The organism is uncultured Thermomonas sp. (assembly GCF_937872235.1).
Classification (GTDB): domain Bacteria; phylum Pseudomonadota; class Gammaproteobacteria; order Xanthomonadales; family Xanthomonadaceae; genus Thermomonas; species Thermomonas beijingensis.
The window spans coordinates 44,531-61,812 of record NZ_CALMPC010000062.1 but is presented as its reverse complement, the minus strand read 5'-3'; the positions used below and the strand labels follow the sequence as shown (position 1 = coordinate 61,812).

Below are 17,282 nucleotides of genomic sequence, written 5' to 3'. Positions count from 1 at the left end.
CGTGGCTGGCAATCCAGCCTGGGTTCTTTGTGAATTCGATGGTGGGCCGTGATGGATTCGAACCATCGACCAAAAGATTAAAAGTCTTCTGCTCTACCGACTGAGCTAACGGCCCACAGGGAAAACGATGCCCGACATTGCATCGGGGTGCGCATTCTAACCGAATCGCGCCGCCATGTAGCGGGTTGGGTCCAAAATTCCGGCTTCATTGAAGCCTTGTGCACGCAAATGACAGGCATCGCAATGGCCGCAGGCGCGGCCATCGGCATCGGCCTGATAGCAGCTTACGGTCTGCGCGAAGTCCACGCCCAGGCGCAGGCCCTCACGCGCGATCTCGGCTTTGCTCATGCGCATCAGTGGCGCGTGCACCCGGAAGTGGCTGCCCTCCACGCCTGCCTTGGTGGCCAGATTGGCCAGCGCTTCGAAGCCGGCGATGAACGCCGGGCGGCAGTCCGGGTAGCCGGAATAATCCACCGCGTTGACCCCGCAAAACAGGTCGGTGGCGCCCAACACTTCGGCCCAGCCCAGCGCCACCGAAAGCATGATGGTGTTGCGCGCCGGCACATAGGTGGACGGGATGCCCTGCCCGATGATGTGGCCATCGGTGTCGGTGGGCACCGCAATATCGTCGGTCAATGCCGAACCGCCAATGCTGCGCAGATCCACATTCACGGTCTTGTGTGCCACCGCGCCAAGGGCGATGGCCACGCGTGCGGCGGCATCCAATTCCGAGGTGTGACGCTGGCCGTAGCGCACGCTGAGCGCATGTGCCGCAAATCCCTGCTCACGGGCAATGGCCAGCACCACCGCCGAATCCATGCCCCCGGACACCAGTACCACTGCAGGTTTCATCGGCCCGGCTCCTCGCCCCACAACACTTTGTGTAATTGCATCTGAAAGCGCACCGGTAATTTTTCTTCGATGATCCAGTCTGCCAACGTACGCGGCGTGATCTGGCCGGCGCTGGGCGAAAACAGCACGTCGCACACCTCGAACAAGCGATGTTGCAGCACGATTTGTTTGGCCCAATCGAAATCTTCACGCGAGCAAATCACTGCCTTGACCTGGTCGTGCGCGGTCAGCAGCGGCAGGTTGCTCCACAGGTTGCGCGCCACTTCGCCCGAACCCGGGGTTTTGATATCCAGCACCCGCGACACCCGCGTATCCACACCGTCGATGGCAATAGCGCCCGAGGTTTCCAGCGACACCACATAACCGGCATCGCACAACTTTTCCAGCAAGGTCAGGCAGCGTTTTTGCGATAACGGCTCACCGCCGGTGACGCACACATGGCGCACGCCGTGTTTGGCCACCTCCGCCAGAATAGCGTCGATCTCCCACCACTGCCCACCGTAAAACGAATAGGTGGTGTCGCAATAGGTGCAGCGCAGGGGGCAGCCGGTCAACCGCACGAACACCGTGGGCCAACCCGCATCGCGGGCTTCGCCCTGCAGAGACAGGAAGATTTCGGTGAGCTTGAGGCGCTCGGGCTGGAGGGCCGCCGCTGCGGCGGCCGCATCGGCGACGTCGTTCATCGGTACAGTTTAGCGGTTGCCGGCGATCTGCATGGAACGCAACCGATCCTGCGCGGTGCGTGCCACGTCGGTACCGGGGTAACGCTGCAACACCTGCCGCAAGGTGGCTTCGGCCTGCGGATATTGTTTCTGCCCGTATTGGGTCAGCCCCAGTTTGAGCAAGGCTCCCGGCGCTTTGTCGTGGCTGGGGTAACGATCCAGCAGGGCACGAAACTGATCGCCTGCCATCGCATAGTTCTGGGTGACGTAATAACTTTCACCCAACCAATACAAGGCATTGGGGGCCAGCTGGCCGCCCGGAAATGCAGCCAGAAAGTCCCGCAGGCGGCGCGCCGATTCCACGTAGTCGCCACTCTTCAGGGCATCAAATGCATATCCATAGGCGGTTTGCTCGTCCTTGCCGGCCAGCCCGCTGCCAGCCGCCGCTGCGGTTGGCGCAGTGGCGGTTGCAGATGTCGAGACGGGTGGCGGTACCGCCGCGGTACCGGCTGGCGCAGTGCTGCCATTTTCCAAGCGATCCAGGCGCCCGCTCAGGTCCAGATATTGCGCACGCTGGCTTTGCTTGGCTTGCTCTTGCTGCTGCTGCAGTTGCTCCAGCTGGCCACGCAGCTCCTGCACTTCGCTGCGCAATTGGCTGATCTGATTGACCAGCTCGGTGCCGTTTTGTTCACCGGCAGCACGCTGCTCCAGCACCGCCACCCGATCGGCCAAACTGGCACGCTGGGCCATTACTTGCGGCGACACGATCAGTGCCGCCGCAAGTACGCCAATGGATGCGAAGGTACGCATTACTTGGCGCTGTACACCAGTTCAACGCGACGATTCTTGCTCCAGCAAGCCTCGTTGGATTCGGTGCAGACTGGACGCTCTTCGCCGTAGCTGATCACCGATAGCTGGCTGCTGCCGCCGCCATTGGCTTGCAGTGCCGAGGACACCGCATTGCCACGGCGTTCCCCCAGACCCAGGTTGTATTCGCGGCTGCCGCGCTCGTCGGCATTGCCTTCCAGGCGCAGACGCGCACTCGGGCGGTCGCGCAGGTACTTGGCGTGGCAATTCATGATGGCCTGGAATTCCGGCTTCAACGCATCCTGATCCAGATCGAAGTACACCACGCGCTGACGCAGGCAGGCATCGCTATCGAGGTCGGCGGGGGTGTACACACCGGCGCGCGGGGTCTCGGTGATCGGTGCGGTGGTGGTGGTGTCCACCGCATTGGTCGGCGGCGGCGTTTCCTTGACCTTCTTGGCGCAACCCACGGCAACGAATGCAGTCAGGCCGGCAATGGTCAGGATACGGGCGATCTGGGGGATGGAAGCCTTCATGGTGGATACCTCTGTTCGTGAGTTCGGGGTGAGTTGCAGCAGTGTAGTCATTGCGATGTGAATACGGCGGTCCTATGCCGGCATCTCGCGCTTATTTCTGTCGGAACGGCGACCACGCCGGTTCGCGCACGTCGCCGCTGGCCAGGACCAAGCGTTGCCGCACGCGACCATCGGCCGACACTGCATACAGCACACCACGTTGGCCTTCGCGCGCGGCATACAGCACCATCGCGCCATTCGGGGCAAAACTGGGGGATTCGTCCAGCGAGCCGGGCGAGAGCATGCTCCAACGCGGGCTGCCGGTGCTGCGGTCCATCAGGGCGATGCGATAGACATTGCCAGCCCCTTGCGCGGTGGCCAGCTTCTTGCCATCAAACGACAGCGACGGGCTGGCGTTATAACTACCGTCAAACGTCACGCGGCTGGCGCTGCCACCATTGGCGGAGACTTGGTACACCTGCGGTCGCCCGCCACGATCGGAGGTGAAGTACAGGCTGCTGCCGTCCGGGCTCCAGGTGGCTTCGGTGTCGATGCTGAATTGATTGGTGATCTGGGTCAGGTGTTTGCTGGCCAAGTCCATCACGTAGATGTCGGGGTTGCCACCCTTCGAGAGGGTCATCGCCATGCGGGTGCCGTCTGGCGAGAAACTTGGCGCGCCATTAATGCCACGGAAGTTGGTGATTTTTTCGCGGCTACCGGTGGCGATATCTTGAATCCAGATGCCGGAATTGCCGCCTTCAAAACTGACATACGCCAGCTTATGCCCATCCGGGCTCCACGACGGTGACAGCAACGGCTCGCTGGAATTGACCACGGTACGCGGATTGAAGCCATCGGCATCGGCCACCACCAGAGAATATTTGGCCTCGCGGCCCAAACCGGTGGATGTGACATAGGCAATGCGCGTCCAGAATGCGCCCCGCACGCCGAGGATTTTTTCGTACACCGCATCGCTGATCTGGTGCGCCACATCGCGCTGCGCAGCGCCCGGCGCGGTCAATGCGAAGCCCAGCAGACGCTGCTGCTTGGCGACATCGAACAATTCATACTCGGTGCGGTAATCGCCGCCATTGGGAACGCAACGGCCCACCAGCAAAAAATCCTGTTTGAGCATGCGCCAGGTGGGATACGCGACTTCGCTACCCTCGGTGGGGCGCTCGGGCAAGGTCGCCGGATCCAGCGTGCGAAACTGGCCGGACCGGCCCAAATCAGCGCGCACCACGCCGTCAACATCGGTTTGCCCACAATCGCCGCCAAACGGCACCACCGCAATCGGCAGCGCTGCGGCATTACCGCCGACGATATCGATTTCCAAGCCACCGCGTGACTGCGCCAGCGCGGCACAGCAGGGCAGCAATAACAACGGCAATAGCAATCGGCGGGCGATCTTGTGCATGCGGCTTCACAATCGGTCAGCAAGATGAACAGGATCGCCTATTTGCGCTGCGATAGGGTGAACAGTTGCGGACCAAGCCACGGTTTTCACACCCATCACAGGTCTTCGGCGCGGAACTTCAACACCGGGTCACGCACGAACACGTCCTCGAAGCCGGCATACGGCAACGGCGAGGCCTTCATCACCGCCGCTTCCACCGAGCGCCGGCCCAGATCGTCGTACGGGCAGCCTGGCGACACCTGCACCGAGACCACCTCGCCACCCGGAATCTGCTTGATCAGGACCTCGCAGGTCTGCCCCAGCTTGACCGAATCCGGGCGTGTCCACTGCCGCAAAATCGCATTCATCAGTGCCACTTGGTAGCTGGCACTTTTGCGCAGCCGGCTATTGGGGTCGCCCGGTGGCGGCCGGCTGGGTGGCGCGGCACTGGTGCGGGCATCGGCCAATTGCTGAGCGCGCTGCTCGGCCATCGTGCGATCGCGTGCGGCCAACTCCCGTTGTTTGCGGATTTCCTGCAACAGCTTTTCGCGTGCAGACAATTCCTGTTTTTGTGAGTCCAGCTCGGCCTGCTCAGGTTTCCTGCGCTTTTCTTCTTGCTCTTGCAGCACCTTGGTGGTCGCTGGCGTTACCGCATCGCGCTGCACTTTTTCCTGTTCGACCGGCGCAGGGTCAGGCACCGGTGGCGGCAGTTCGGTCAATTTTGGCGGCGTGGGCTGCTCTTCAATCGGTGTTGGCAGCGGCTCCGGCACTGGCACCGGGGCAAGTGCCTGCTCCACCGGCTTGCGTTGCAAGGCGCGCTGCATTTGCGCACTGAGGTCACTGGCGGTGGCCAAATCAGCCTCGATCGGGTCACCTTGCGCCGCTTGCATCGGCACCTCCCGCGACAGCTTCAGCCCGACAAACAGCAGCGCAAACAGCAGCACATGCAAGCCAATGGCCTGCATGAGAGCAATGCTGGTATCGGCGCGGGTCTGCTTCACAAATCGCCTATCACTTGCCCGGTTTGGCCGTTGCCGGTGGCGCGCCCATCAGGCTGACCCGTGACACTTTGGCATCGCTTTGCAACTTGCCCATCAGCGCATACACCACCTGATAGCGCACGTCGCCATCGCCCGCCACATACACCGATACATCCGGGTCGGCATGGACAAAGGCGGCTACTTTGATCAGCAGTGCGGCTTCGTCCATTGCTTGCGGGCGGTTGAGGCCTTCGTACATCAGCCCCAATTTGCCATCACTGAACACTTGCACCACCAGTGGCTGTTTTTTCTTTTGTTCAAGTGATTTGGCATTGGCCTGCGGCAGGTTCACGTCCACGCCGACATTGAGCAAGGGCGCAGTGACCATGAAGATGATCAGCAGTACCAGCATCACGTCGATGTAAGGCACGACGTTGATTTCGGCCTTGAGTTTGCGCTTGCGCGCACGGCGATTGGAGGTCGCGGCCATGCGCTCAGTCGTCCGAATGGGTCTGACGCTGCAGGATCGACGCGAATTCTTCGCCGAAGGTCTCGTAGCGCACCGCCATGCGCTCGGCGCGGGTGGCGAAGCGGTTGTACGCCCACACCGCCGGGATCGCCGCGAATAGGCCCATCGCGGTGGCAACCAGCGCCTCCGAGATCCCCGGCGCCACCGTGGCAATGGTGGCTTCCTTCATCGAGGCCAAGCCCTGGAACGAAATCATGATCCCCCATACGGTGCCGAACAGGCCCACATACGGGCTGATCGAGCCCACGTTGGCAAGAAATTCCAGATTGCGCTCGAGCCCGTCCAGTTCACGCGAGGTGGTGGCCCGCATCGCCCGCTGCGCGCCTTCCAGCTGCATGCGTGCGTCGACACCACGGCGCTGCCGAATGCGGTTGAACTCGCGCATGCCGCCTTCGAAGATCGCTTCCAGGCCTTCAATACTGCGATGGCGCTCGGTGGCGGTGGCGTAGAGTTTGGGCAGCTCGATACCCGACCAAAAGGTTTCCTCGAAGCGATCGGCTTCATTTTCGGCGCGATCCAGCACGCGCTTTTTGCGCAAGATAATCACCCACGAAGCCAAGGATGCCGCCAACAGCAGCAGCATCACCAACTGCACCGGGATACTGGCGTGCAACACCAACTGCAAGATGTTCAGGCCATGATCCACCGGTGCAGCCGAGGCCGCCTGTGCGCCGTTGCCGGCCAGCTCCACTGTCTGGGTAGCGCCATTGTCTGGCAGCGCCTGCGGCAGGGATTGCAGCATGGTTGAAACGGGCATCAGGAAGCCTCCGGCAAAAGGTGCAATTGCGACAACAGAAAACCCGGGATTGGACTGGGTCGAAAGGTGGATGCGCACAAACTTGCGATTTTCACGGTCGCTTCGACCAACAGCGCGCCATTGCGTTCAATCCGCTGCGCCAGCACAAAACTGGCACCGCGACATTCAAGCAGAGCCACGCTGACCGAAAGCTGATCGTCCAGCCGCGCCGGCGCACGAAAATCGGTTTGCAGCGCACGCACCACGAACACCAGATCGGCATCGCGCTTCAAGACGTCCTGATGCACGCCCACGCTGCGCAGCCATTCACTGCGGGCACGCTCCATGAACGCCAGATATTGCGCGTGATAGACCACCCCACCGGCATCGGTGTCTTCCCAATACACCCGTATTGGCCACACAAACGGCTCAGCCATCGAACAACTCCGCCGCATCGGCTTTCGGCTTGAAGCCCAAATGCCGGTACGCCTTCGGCGTGGCCATGCGCCCGCGCGCGGTGCGAATCAGGAAACCCTGCTGGATCAGGTAGGGCTCGATCACATCCTCCAGCGTGCCGCGTTCTTCCGACAGCGCCGCCGCCAGCGACTCCACCCCCACCGGGCCGCCATCGAAGGCGTCGATGATGATGCCCAGCATGCGCCGGTCGAGCTCATCAAAGCCTTCCGGATCGACTTTCAGCATGTCCATGGCAGCACGCGCACTGGCTGCATCAATCATGCCGTTGCCCTTCACCTGCGCGAAATCGCGCACCCGTCGCAGCAGACGGTTGGCAATCCGCGGGGTCCCGCGTGCGCGCCGCGCCACTTCGGCGGCACCGCCGGCATCGCAGGCAATGCCCAGAATCTGCGCCGAGCGCCGCACGATGCGGGTCAATTCTTCCGGCGAATAAAATTCCAGCCGCTGCACGATGCCAAACCGATCGCGCAGCGGTGCAGTGAGCAGACCCGCGCGGGTGGTGGCACCAATCAGGGTGAACGGCGGCAAGTCCAATTTGATCGAACGTGCCGCCGGGCCTTCGCCGATCATGATGTCGATCTGGTAGTCCTCCATCGCCGGGTAGAGGATCTCCTCGACCACCGGTGACAGCCGATGGATTTCGTCAATAAACAGCACGTCATGCGCCTGCAAATTGGTCAGCAGCGCCGCCAAGTCGCCGGCTTTTTCGATCACCGGCCCGGAGGTCACCCGCAAGTTCACACCCAGTTCGTTGGCGATGACATGGCTCAGCGTGGTCTTGCCGAGCCCCGGTGGCCCGAAGATCAGCACGTGATCCAGTGCCTCACCGCGCCCCTTGGTGGCTTCGATGTAGATCTGCATCTGCTCGCGCACCGGCTGCTGGCCAAGATATTCATCCAGCCGCCTGGGACGGATGGACGCCTCCAGCATTTCGTCTTCGCGGGTGGCGGCGGGGGTGATGATGCGGGAGTCGGTCATCCCGGGATTATCGCTAAATCTCTACTTGCGCGCCCAATTCCACCAGGCGATTGCCGGGGATTCGGAAAAAATTGGTAGCCGGTGCGGCATTGCGATGCAGGAAAGCAAACAGCTTGTCACGCCAGATCGGCATGCCGCGATGGCGGCCCGCCACGATACTTTCACGACTGACGAAATAGGTGGTATCCATCGGGTTGAAGGTCAGCTCGCATTGGTCGCAACTGCGCATCAAGGCTACGGGCACGTCCGGGGTTTCCATAAAGCCATAGCGAATGATGACGCGATAGAAATCATCACCGGAAATCGAGTCGATCTTCATCCGCCGATCTTTCGGTGCATACGGCACATTCAGTGTCTCCACTGTCAAGAATGCATTGTGCTCATGCAGGACTTTGTTGTGCTTGAGGTTATGCAACAAGGCATGTGGCACAACCCCGGAATCTGCGGTCAAAAACACCGCCGTCCCTGGCACGCGCACCGGCGGTGCCAGCATCAAGCCGGGCAGGAATACATCCAACTGGATACCGTCTTTGCGGACTTCCTCGCGCAGCAATTCACGCCCGCGCCGCCAAGTCCGCATCATGGTGAAGACCAGCAGCCCCAGTGCAATCGGGAACCATGCACCGTGGAAAAATTTGGCCCCATTGGCAATCAGGAAACCAATATCCACCAGAATTATGAAGAAGCAGCATGGCAGCACCCACCAACGTGCGCGAGCCCACTGCGCACGCGCCAACAACGCCAGCAGCAAGGTGTCGATCAGCATCGTGCCCGACACCGACACGCCATAGGCGGAGGCCAAGTTGGTGGAGCTTTGGAATGCCAGCACCAGCGCAATCACCGTCACCATCATCAACCAGTTGATGCCGGGCACATAGATTTGACCGATGGTGTCGCGCGAGGTGTGCTTGATCAACATGCGCGGGATATAGCCCAACTGCATCGCCTGCCGCGACATCGAAAACGCACCGGTAATCACCGATTGCGAGGCAATGATTGCCGCCATCGTGGCCAACAGGATCATTGGGTACAACGCCCACTCCGGCACCGCTTCAAAAAACGGGTTGGCCACCGATTCCGGGTGCTTCAACACATTCGCACCCTGCCCCATATAGTTCAGAACCAGGCAGGGCAATACAAAGAAATACCATGCGTTGCGAATGGGCGGTGCACCGAAGTGCCCCATGTCGGCATACAACGCCTCGCCACCGGTCACCGCCAGCACCACCGCGCCGAAAATGAAAATGCCATGCCAGTGATGCTCGGCAAAGAACTGCACCGCCCACCATGGATTCAAGGCTTTAAGAACTTCAGGTGCTGCCAACAGATTCCATACGCCAATCGCCGCAAGAGAGATGAACCACAACACCATCACTGGGCCGAATACCTTGCCGACACGTGCCGTGCCAAAGCGTTGCGCTGCGAACACCCCAACCAGCACCACCACGGTAATGGGCACGATGAAATTTTCCAGCCCAGGCGCGGCCACTTCCAAGCCTTCAACTGCCCCCAATACCGTGATGGCCGGGGTAATCACGCCATCACCGAAAAACAGGGACGCCCCGAAAATCCCGAGAATGCCCACCACATAAGCCGAGCGCGAGCCATTGCGCAACGTGCGCTGCGTCAAGGCCATCAGCGCCATGATGCCGCCTTCGCCATCATTGTCGGCACGCATGATGATCGTCACGTACTTGAGCGTCACCATGGTCATGATGGCCCAGAAAATCAACGAAAGCAGGCCAATCACGGTGTCGTGGTTGTTGACCAACCCATAGTGCGGAGTAAACGCTTCTTTCAACGTGTACAGCGGACTGGTACCGATATCGCCGAACACCACGCCGATGGCACCGACGATCAGCGCAAGCCCGGCGGAGTGCCCCTCTGTATGGCTGTGCTGTTCGGGACTGGATTGTGCGGAAGTCATAGTGATACCTACAGCCGTCTGTCAACGCAGCGCAGACTGCAATGCTTTACGGATGATGGCGGGGGCATCGTCGCCCGCGCCTGCAGATTTTTTCGCCATGCGCTCGGCATCGGCAGGTTTGTAGCCCAACGCCTGTAGCGCGATGATGGATTCGGCCACCGGGTCACCCGGCAATGCGGTGCTGCCTGAGCCAGCGCTGCCCAAGTCGGTGGCACGGTCGCGCAGTTCCACCAGCATGCGCTCTGCGGTTTTTTTGCCGATGCCGGGAATGCGGGTGAGTGCGGCGACATCGCCGTTTTGGATCAGCCGTACAAACTCATCCACCGATGCGCCCGACAGCACCGCCAGCGCAATTTTGGCGCCGATGCCGGAGACTTTCTGCACATCGCGAAACAAGCGGCGCTCGGTTTCGCGCAAAAACCCGTACAGCGACACGCTGTCTTCCTTTTGCGCGTAGTGGGTGAACAAAAACACCTCGCGCCCCAACTCCGGCAAGTCGTAGAACGTGCTCATCGGCGCCTCCAACTCATAGCCAACGCCGTGCACGTCCACCACCAGCCACGGCGGCGCCTTGTGGATCAGGATGCCTTTCAATCGTCCAATCATCGCCGACCCCTGCCCTTGCGTGCCCATGCCGTGCGTGCGACCACGCCCAAGCGCTGTGCACTGGCGCGCACATGCGCATGCGTAATCGCCACTGCCAGCGCGTCGGCCGCATCGGCCTGCAACTTGCCGGACAAGCCCAGCATCACCGCCACCATATGTTGCACCTGTTGCTTGTCGGCCGCGCCACTGCCCACCAGCCCCAGTTTGATCTCTTTTGCGGCGTATTCGCTCACTGGCAAATCACGCGCCACGCAAGCGGCCACCGCCGCACCGCGCGCCTGCCCCAGTTTGAGTGCACTCATGGCATTGTTGGACAGGAACACCTGCTCCACGGCCACTTCATCGGGCGTGTATTCCTCGATCAAGGCCCACAAGCCATCCAGTAATAATCGCAGGCGCAGCGGAAACGTTTCCGCATCCAGCAATACCAGCGGCTGATGATGCACATGGCTCACCTTGCCAGTGGCATCAACATCAATGATGCCCACGCCAGTGCGCTGCGAACCGGGGTCGATCCCAAGGATGCGAGTCACGACGCAGGTTGACCGATTGCCGTGTTACGCAGCGCCGCCGAAATCGGCGTTGGCATAGACGTTTTGCACGTCATCCATATCTTCCAGCCACCGCAGCAGCTTCTGCACTTGCTCGGCCACTTCGCCTTCCACCGGACTGTCGTTGTCGGCACGCATGGTGATTTCAGCGTAGCCCGGCGCAAGCCCGGCGGCCTCCATCGCCGCCTTGACCGATGCAAATGCATCGGGCGAGGTCAATACGTCGATGGCGCCATCTTCCGGGTACACCACGATATCGTCGGCACCGGCTTCAATCGCCGCCTCGGTGATAGCGTCCTCATTGGCACCGGCGTCATAGCTGAGCACGCCCAGCTTCTTGAACATGAAGGCTACCGAGCCTTCGTTGCCCATATTGCCGCCAAACTTGCCAAATGCATGTCGTACATCGGCCACCGTGCGCACACGATTGTCGGTCAGGCAGTCCACAATCACCGCCACCCCGCCCGCGCCATAGCCTTCGTAGCGGATTTCCTCGTAGGACACGCCTTCCAGCTCGCCGGTGGCTTTCTTGATGGCGCGCTCGATCACGTCCTTGGTCATGTTGACGTCAAGGCCCTTGTCGATCGCCGCACGCAAGCGCGGGTTGCCATGCGGGTCGCCCCCGCCGCTGCGCGCAGCGACTGAAATTTCACGGATGATCTTGGTGAAAATCTTGCCGCGCTTCGCATCCACTGCGTTCTTGCGGGCTTCGATGGAGGGGCCACGTCCCATAGATGTACTTCCGGCCGAAAGGCGAAGCCGCGAATTATACGTCTGCTGCTCGACTGGTGTGCTCGGAAGTGGGCGCAAACTGGCCGTGATGTAAAAAATGGCCGGTTTGCCTTGCCGCGCTGTGCGATAACACCAGCCCGGAATGGCTGCAAGGCAGCGCGACATGGTCAGCCAACCACGGGAGCCGGGTTTCCTCCAAAGCCACGGTGCCATCCGAACGCTCCTTGAAGTGCGCAAACAGGCAACCCATCCCACGCGGTGCGATGCCTGCCACCACACCTACCTCGGCAGTACCGCGCCACTCCGCCACACCCGTTTGCAACAGACCGGCACTTCGGCCCAGCAGCGGGCGCGCCCACGGCAACGCCGCCACGCATCGCGCCGTTTCGCTGCCACGCAGAGGCGATCCAAGGCACACCACACGCTGCACGCGGGGATGTTCTGCTTGCTGCAATGCAGTGAGTGCAATCAGCCCGCCCAGGCTATGCCCTACCAAGGCATCGGGTGGCTGCGCCAAGAGCCGCTTCCGCAAGCGTGGCAACGCAAACTCCGGCCCTTCCCATACGCTTGAATAGTCAAAAAGTTCGGTGGCAAACCCCTGCTTGCGCAAGCGCAAGGCCAGCGGCAGCAACCACCACGAAGCGTTGAGCAGGCCATGCACCAACAGCACACGGGGCTGCATGATCAGCGGGCCAAGCGCCGATACATGAACTCGCGGTCGCGCTGCTCACCCACGATAAAGTGGTATTCGCCGGCAAATTCGAATCCATAGCGGGCGTAGAAACGCTGCGCGCCGTAGTTTTCCGACCACACCGATAACCATAAGATCCGTGGGCCATCGGCCAGCAGCCACGCCAGCATCGCGTCCATCAGTGCGCGCCCGGCACCACTGTTTTGCGCATCGCCGCGCAGGTACAGGCGCTTGATTTCGCCATCCTCAGCGCGCACGTCGGCGTGCGGCAACCCGCAGGGGCCGGCCTGCGCGTAGCCAATGGCCTGACCGTCGCGTTCGGCCAGCCACAGCGCATACGGGGAATCGGCGGACAATAGCGCGGCGTAGGCGGCCTCGCTGTGGCTTGCGTCGAGAAACGCCTGCAAATCTTCCGGCGTGTACAGATGGCCGAAGGTTTCGATGAAGGTAAACGTGCCCAGCGCGGCCAAGGTGGCGGCGTCGGCGGGGGTGGCTCGGCGAATCAAAGCCTGCACGATGGCACTCCTGGCGCGGGCGACATGGCATCACTGCTCCCCGGCGCGGGCGAACATCCTGTTCGACGCGCCGCCGTGCGCCATCCATGGCGCACTTTACGCAGTGACGCCATATCACCCATCACACTGATTCGCGCGTCCGAACCGCCACATGCACCTCGGCCAACTGCGCATCGGCGATGGGTGACGGCGCATCGGTCATCAGACACTGGGCGCCGGTGGTTTTGGGGAAGGCGATCACGTCACGAATGGAGTCGCTGCCGGCCATCAGCGCGGCGATGCGGTCGATGCCAAACGCAATGCCGCCATGTGGCGGTGCGCCGTATTTCAGTGCATCCAGCAGGAAGCCGAACTTGCCGCGCTGTTCTTCTTCGCCAATGCCCAGCAATTCAAACACCGCGCTTTGCAGCTTTGAATTGTGGATGCGGATCGAGCCACCGCCAATCTCGTTGCCGTTCAGCACCATGTCGTAACCACGGCTCACCGCGGTCTTGGCGTGGGCACGCAGATCGTCGATGGAATCCACCGCCGGCGCGGTGAACGGGTGATGCAGGGCGACGTAGCGCTGCGCCTCGTCATCCCATTCGAACATCGGGAAGTCGGTCACCCACAGCGGTGCCCAGCCCTCGCTGATCAAGTTGAAGTCCTTGCCGGCTTTCAGGCGCACCGCGCCCATGAAATCGGACACTTTGCCGTAGGCGCCGGCACCGAAAAACACGATGTCGCCGTTGCCTGCGCCCACGTGCGCCAGCAGCGCCTCGAACACGCCTTCGGCAAAGAATTTGGCCACCGGCGAATTGACCCCGCCAGCCTCGTCGATCTTGGCGTAGGCCAAGCCCTTCGCGCCGAATTTGGTGGCGTGCGCGGCGTATTCGTCAATCTGCTTGCGTGACAATGCCGCGCCGCCGGGAATGCGCAACGCGGCCACGCGGCCATCGGCATCATTGGCGGCAGCGGTGAACACCGCAAACTCGCATTGCTTGACCAGATCGGCCACGTCGACCAATTCCAGATCGATGCGCAGATCGGGCTTGTCGGAACCGTAGCGGCGCATCGCCTCGGCGTACGTCATGCGCGGGAACTGCGCGGCCAATTCCACCCCGACCACGTCGCGGAACACATGCCGCACCATGTCTTCGGTCAGGTCTTGCACATCGCGCTCGGACACCCACGCAAATTCCATGTCGAGCTGGGTGAATTCCAACTGGCGGTCGGCGCGCAACGCTTCGTCGCGGAAGCAGCGGGCGATTTGGTAATAGCGATCGAAACCGGCCATCATCAAAATCTGCTTGAACAACTGCGGGCTTTGCGGCAGCGCGTAGAACTCGCCGGGGTGCATGCGCGCCGGCACCAAAAAATCACGCGCACCTTCCGGCGTGGCCTTGGTCAGGATGGGAGTTTCGATGTCCTGGAAACCACGCGCATCCAGGTAATGCCGCAGCGCCGACACCAGCTTGGTGCGTGTCCGCAGCTTGCGCTGCATCTCGGGGCTGCGCAGGTCGAGGTAGCGGTACTTCAGGCGGATGTCCTCGCCCGGGTTCTCGTGGTGGTGGAACGGCAGCGGCTCGGCCTTGTTCAACAGCTCGATCGTCTCGGCCACCACTTCCACCTGGCCGGTCCTGATCTTGTCGTTCACCGACTGCCGGCGACGCACCGTGCCGGTGATGCGCAGGCAGTCTTCGTAGCCCACTGCCACCGCTGCGGCCAACATGCCAGCGTTACCCTCGCTGTCTGCCGGTTCGGCGACGATTTGCACGATACCTTCATGGTCGCGCAGGTCGATAAACACGATCTGGCCCATATTGCGGGCGACATCGGCCCAGCCGCACAGGGTGACGGTTTGGCCGATCAACGTTTGGTCGATCAGGCCGCAGAAATGGGTACGCATGGAGACTCCGGGGAGGTTCGGGCCGGCGGGCACCGGCAAGCCAATCATTTTAACGGGTTCAGTCGGCCGACTTGGTGGCGGATTTGGCGGCTTCCGGCTTGGGGCTCTCTGACTTGGCACTGGCATTGGCTGCTGGCTCGGCTTTGGCTTCGGCAGGCTTGGCCGCATCGCCGGCCAGATTGCTTTTCTTTTCGCCGTCTTTCTTGAAATCGGTTTCGTACCAGCCACCACCGGCCAGCCGGAATTGTGGCGCGGTCAATTGCCGGTGGATGCCGCCGTCTTTGCCGCACTGCGGGCAGACACTGGGGTCGACGTCGGAGAGTTTCTGCAATTTATCGAAGTGATGCCCGCAGAATTCGCAGGCGAAGGCGTAGATGGGCATGGCGCTACCAAGAACAGGGTGAGTAAGAACACATGCGGCACGCAGCCGCGATTTCAAGGCGAAGCTTATTCGTACAACCCCAGCAACTCGGCCTCGGCCTGCTCCAGCTCGCTGCGCAGTTGCAACTGCGTGCGCCCCAAATCAGCCACTTTGCCAGCATCGACATACACCGCCGGGTCGGCCAGCTGGGCATCGCACTCGGCCAGTTTGCCTTCCAGGCGCGCCACGCGCTCTTCGGCTTTTTGCAGCTTGTGCGGGTTGATTCTGGCTTTCGGCGCGGCAGGTGCCGGTGCGGGTACGACCCGCTTGGGCTCTTGCTTGGGTACCGGTGTTTTGGGGTTGTCACTGCCCGGGCGAGTACGCAGCCACGCGGCGTATTCGTCCAGATCACCATCGAACGGCTCGACCTTGCCGCCAGCCACGCGCCAATAGCTGTCGCAGACCAGACCGATCAAATGGCGGTCATGGCTGACCATCACGATGGCGCCATCGAAATCACTCAGCGCTTCGGCCAGCGCTTCGCGCATGTCTAGGTCAAGGTGGTTGGTGGGCTCATCAAGCAGCAATACGTTGGGCCGGCGATAGGCGATCAGTGCCAGCGCCAATCGCGCTTTTTCGCCACCGCTGAAGGTGTCGATGACTTCAAACGCACGGTCGCCGGGGAAATTCCATTTGCCGAGGAAATCACGCAGTACCTGATTGGCCGAATCCGGATCGAGCTTGCGCAAGTGATCCAGCGGCGAGGTGCCGGCCACCAGTGACTCCACCGTGTGCTGGGCGAAGTAGCCGATGCGCAAATCCGGATGCGCCTTACGCTCGCCGGTCATCGGCGCCAGCTCGCCCACCAGGGTTTTCACCAAGGTCGATTTGCCCGCGCCATTGGGGCCCAGCAGGCCGATGCGGTCGCCGGCTTCCAGGCCGAAGCTGGCGTTATGCAGGATTTTGGCGTCGACGCCATAGCCACAATCGCAATCGTGCAGCGATAGCAGCGAGTTGGGCAGCCGCAGCGGTTCGGGGAAATCGATATGCAGCGCGCGCTCGGCGCGTACCGCTTCGGTGCCGGCCAGTTTGGCCAGCCGCTTCATCCGCGACTGCGCCTGCTTGGCCTTGCTGGCCTTGGCCTTGAAACGGTCGATGAAGGATTGCAGGTGGGCGCGCTCGGCCTGCTCCTTCAGATGGGTGATCTGCTGCAGCCGCAAATGTTCGGCGCGCTGGCGCTCGAAATCGGTGTAATTGCCCGAATACAGCTTCGCGGTGCCGTCGTGCAGATGCAAGATGTGGGTGGTGACGTTGTCGAGAAATTCGCGGTCGTGCGAAATCACCAGTAAGGTGCCGTCATAGCGCTTGAGCCATTCTTCCAGCCAGACCACCGCATCCAGATCCAAATGGTTGGTCGGTTCATCGAGCAACAGCAAATCGGATGGCGTCATCAGCGCACGCGCCACGTTCAGGCGCACGCGCCAGCCACCGGAGAAATCCGAGACCGCCTTTTCATGCACCTCGGCCGGAAACCCCAGCCCATGCAGCAGCCGGCCGGCACGCGCCGTGCCATCGTAGCCGTTCACTTCTTCCAGCAACTGATGCGCCACGGCCACCGCTTCCCAATCCTCATTGGCAAACGCATTGGCCTCCATCTGGATGGCCGCGTGCACGGCGCTATCGCCCGACAGCACGAAATCGATCGCCGGGTCCGGCAGATGCGGAGTTTCCTGCGCCACCGACGCAATCCGCGCCTTACCGGGCAGGTCCAGATCGCCCTTGTCGGGCTCGTGTTCGCCCATCAGGGCACCAAACAGCGACGACTTGCCAGCGCCATTGCGCCCGATCACACCCACCCGCCAGCCGGCGTGCAGGGTCAGGTCAACATTGGACAGCAGCAGGCGTTCGCCGCGACGCAGGGCGAAATTTCGGAAAGAAATCATGAGCTCGCCATTGTAACGCCTAAGCCAGCACCCGGCCTTCCCGACACACGCATTGCAACCGATGGCATAGCCCTATGCCATTGAAGCGTTTGCGATCGTGTTAATTCAGTGTTAAACAGACCCAAGTCTTACCCTC

Annotated in this window: 19 protein-coding genes and 1 tRNA gene; all 20 read right to left on the bottom strand. The window is 61.6% G+C overall.

Going from position 1 to position 17,282, the window contains the following annotated elements; translation table 11 throughout:
• Positions 1-39: 39 nt before the first annotated feature.
• The 20 genes from QWB57_RS05615 to QWB57_RS05520 all read right to left on the bottom strand — a co-directional run bounded on the left by QWB57_RS05615 (position 40) and on the right by QWB57_RS05520 (position 17,146).
• Positions 40-115, bottom strand: a tRNA-Lys gene (locus QWB57_RS05615).
• Positions 116-156: 41 nt separating this feature from the next.
• Positions 157-852, bottom strand: coding sequence for a 7-cyano-7-deazaguanine synthase QueC (gene queC, locus QWB57_RS05610; protein ID WP_223626257.1), 696 nt, complete (start codon positions 850-852; stop codon positions 157-159).
• A complete protein-coding gene (queE, locus tag QWB57_RS05605; protein WP_288968679.1) occupies positions 849-1,535 on the bottom strand; it encodes a 7-carboxy-7-deazaguanine synthase QueE in 687 nt (228 codons plus the stop codon). Before queE ends, queC begins: the two co-directional genes overlap by 4 nt.
• 9 nt (positions 1,536-1,544) lie before the next feature.
• Positions 1,545-2,324, bottom strand: a complete 780-nt coding sequence (gene ybgF, locus QWB57_RS05600) for a tol-pal system protein YbgF (protein ID WP_288968677.1) — start codon at positions 2,322-2,324, stop codon at positions 1,545-1,547.
• Positions 2,324-2,845, bottom strand: a complete 522-nt coding sequence (gene pal / locus QWB57_RS05595; RefSeq protein WP_223627719.1) for a peptidoglycan-associated lipoprotein Pal — start codon at positions 2,843-2,845, stop codon at positions 2,324-2,326. Before pal ends, ybgF begins: the two co-directional genes overlap by 1 nt.
• Positions 2,846-2,948: 103 nt before the next feature.
• Entirely contained in the window at positions 2,949-4,253 is a 1,305-nt protein-coding gene (tolB, locus tag QWB57_RS05590) for a Tol-Pal system beta propeller repeat protein TolB (RefSeq protein WP_288968675.1), read from the bottom strand.
• 95 nt (positions 4,254-4,348) lie between these two features.
• The gene (locus QWB57_RS05585) at positions 4,349-5,233 is read right to left on the bottom strand and encodes a cell envelope integrity protein TolA (RefSeq protein WP_223626249.1); all 885 of its coding nucleotides are present in this window, start codon (positions 5,231-5,233) and stop codon (positions 4,349-4,351) included.
• Between the two features lie 10 nt (positions 5,234-5,243).
• Positions 5,244-5,702, bottom strand: coding sequence for a protein TolR (gene tolR / locus QWB57_RS05580; RefSeq protein WP_223626247.1), 459 nt, complete (start codon positions 5,700-5,702; stop codon positions 5,244-5,246).
• Between the two features lie 4 nt (positions 5,703-5,706).
• Positions 5,707-6,483 carry a protein TolQ gene (gene tolQ, locus QWB57_RS05575; protein WP_223627702.1) on the bottom strand — a complete coding sequence of 259 codons (777 nt, stop codon included), beginning with the start codon at positions 6,481-6,483 and terminating at the stop codon, positions 5,707-5,709.
• Between the two features lie 14 nt (positions 6,484-6,497).
• Positions 6,498-6,914 carry a tol-pal system-associated acyl-CoA thioesterase gene (ybgC, locus tag QWB57_RS05570; protein WP_223626245.1) on the bottom strand — a complete coding sequence of 139 codons (417 nt, stop codon included), beginning with the start codon at positions 6,912-6,914 and terminating at the stop codon, positions 6,498-6,500.
• Positions 6,907-7,932: a Holliday junction branch migration DNA helicase RuvB gene (ruvB, locus tag QWB57_RS05565; protein WP_288968673.1), complete on the bottom strand. Its 1,026-nt coding sequence runs from the start codon at positions 7,930-7,932 to the stop codon at positions 6,907-6,909. Before ruvB ends, ybgC begins: the two co-directional genes overlap by 8 nt.
• A 13-nt stretch (positions 7,933-7,945) precedes the next feature.
• Positions 7,946-9,859, bottom strand: a complete 1,914-nt coding sequence (locus QWB57_RS05560; protein WP_288968672.1) for a potassium transporter Kup — start codon at positions 9,857-9,859, stop codon at positions 7,946-7,948.
• Between the two features lie 21 nt (positions 9,860-9,880).
• Positions 9,881-10,465: a Holliday junction branch migration protein RuvA gene (gene ruvA / locus QWB57_RS05555; protein ID WP_288968670.1), complete on the bottom strand. Its 585-nt coding sequence runs from the start codon at positions 10,463-10,465 to the stop codon at positions 9,881-9,883.
• Positions 10,462-10,998 (bottom strand): crossover junction endodeoxyribonuclease RuvC, encoded by a 537-nt coding sequence (gene ruvC / locus QWB57_RS05550; protein ID WP_223626237.1) that lies wholly within the window; start codon positions 10,996-10,998, stop codon positions 10,462-10,464. Before ruvC ends, ruvA begins: the two co-directional genes overlap by 4 nt.
• 24 nt (positions 10,999-11,022) lie before the next feature.
• Positions 11,023-11,748: a YebC/PmpR family DNA-binding transcriptional regulator gene (locus QWB57_RS05545; protein WP_223626235.1), complete on the bottom strand. Its 726-nt coding sequence runs from the start codon at positions 11,746-11,748 to the stop codon at positions 11,023-11,025.
• Positions 11,749-11,782: 34 nt separating this feature from the next.
• Positions 11,783-12,430: an alpha/beta fold hydrolase gene (locus QWB57_RS05540; RefSeq protein WP_223626233.1), complete on the bottom strand. Its 648-nt coding sequence runs from the start codon at positions 12,428-12,430 to the stop codon at positions 11,783-11,785.
• Between the two features lie 2 nt (positions 12,431-12,432).
• Positions 12,433-12,954 carry a GNAT family N-acetyltransferase gene (locus tag QWB57_RS05535; RefSeq protein ID WP_223626231.1) on the bottom strand — a complete coding sequence of 174 codons (522 nt, stop codon included), beginning with the start codon at positions 12,952-12,954 and terminating at the stop codon, positions 12,433-12,435.
• A 121-nt stretch (positions 12,955-13,075) separates the two neighbouring features.
• Positions 13,076-14,842 (bottom strand): aspartate--tRNA ligase, encoded by a 1,767-nt coding sequence (aspS, locus tag QWB57_RS05530; RefSeq protein ID WP_288968667.1) that lies wholly within the window; start codon positions 14,840-14,842, stop codon positions 13,076-13,078.
• Positions 14,843-14,900: 58 nt separating this feature from the next.
• Positions 14,901-15,224, bottom strand: coding sequence for a zinc ribbon domain-containing protein (locus QWB57_RS05525; RefSeq protein ID WP_223626227.1), 324 nt, complete (start codon positions 15,222-15,224; stop codon positions 14,901-14,903).
• A gap of 65 nt (positions 15,225-15,289) precedes the next feature.
• Positions 15,290-17,146: an ATP-binding cassette domain-containing protein gene (locus QWB57_RS05520; protein WP_223626225.1), complete on the bottom strand. Its 1,857-nt coding sequence runs from the start codon at positions 17,144-17,146 to the stop codon at positions 15,290-15,292.
• Between the last annotated feature and the right edge of the window lie 136 nt (positions 17,147-17,282).

Excerpts from the sequence above, each read along its gene's own strand:
- queC (WP_223626257.1), bottom strand. The coding sequence starts at position 852 with ATGAAACCTGCAGTGGTACTGGTGTCCGGGGGCATGGATTCGGCGGTG.
- queE (WP_288968679.1), bottom strand. The coding sequence starts at position 1,535 with ATGAACGACGTCGCCGATGCGGCCGCCGCAGCGGCGGCCCTCCAGCCC.
- ybgF (WP_288968677.1), bottom strand. The coding sequence starts at position 2,324 with ATGCGTACCTTCGCATCCATTGGCGTACTTGCGGCGGCACTGATCGTG.
- tolB (WP_288968675.1), bottom strand. The coding sequence starts at position 4,253 with ATGCACAAGATCGCCCGCCGATTGCTATTGCCGTTGTTATTGCTGCCC.
- tolR (WP_223626247.1), bottom strand. The coding sequence starts at position 5,702 with ATGGCCGCGACCTCCAATCGCCGTGCGCGCAAGCGCAAACTCAAGGCC.
- tolQ (WP_223627702.1), bottom strand. The coding sequence starts at position 6,483 with ATGCTGCAATCCCTGCCGCAGGCGCTGCCAGACAATGGCGCTACCCAG.
- ybgC (WP_223626245.1), bottom strand. The coding sequence starts at position 6,914 with ATGGCTGAGCCGTTTGTGTGGCCAATACGGGTGTATTGGGAAGACACC.
- ruvB (WP_288968673.1), bottom strand. The coding sequence starts at position 7,932 with ATGACCGACTCCCGCATCATCACCCCCGCCGCCACCCGCGAAGACGAA.
- QWB57_RS05560 (WP_288968672.1), bottom strand. The coding sequence starts at position 9,859 with ATGACTTCCGCACAATCCAGTCCCGAACAGCACAGCCATACAGAGGGG.
- ruvA (WP_288968670.1), bottom strand. The coding sequence starts at position 10,465 with ATGATTGGACGATTGAAAGGCATCCTGATCCACAAGGCGCCGCCGTGG.
- QWB57_RS05545 (WP_223626235.1), bottom strand. The coding sequence starts at position 11,748 with ATGGGACGTGGCCCCTCCATCGAAGCCCGCAAGAACGCAGTGGATGCG.
- QWB57_RS05540 (WP_223626233.1), bottom strand. The coding sequence starts at position 12,430 with ATGCAGCCCCGTGTGCTGTTGGTGCATGGCCTGCTCAACGCTTCGTGG.
- aspS (WP_288968667.1), bottom strand. The coding sequence starts at position 14,842 with ATGCGTACCCATTTCTGCGGCCTGATCGACCAAACGTTGATCGGCCAA.
- QWB57_RS05525 (WP_223626227.1), bottom strand. The coding sequence starts at position 15,224 with ATGCCCATCTACGCCTTCGCCTGCGAATTCTGCGGGCATCACTTCGAT.
- QWB57_RS05520 (WP_223626225.1), bottom strand. The coding sequence starts at position 17,146 with ATGATTTCTTTCCGAAATTTCGCCCTGCGTCGCGGCGAACGCCTGCTG.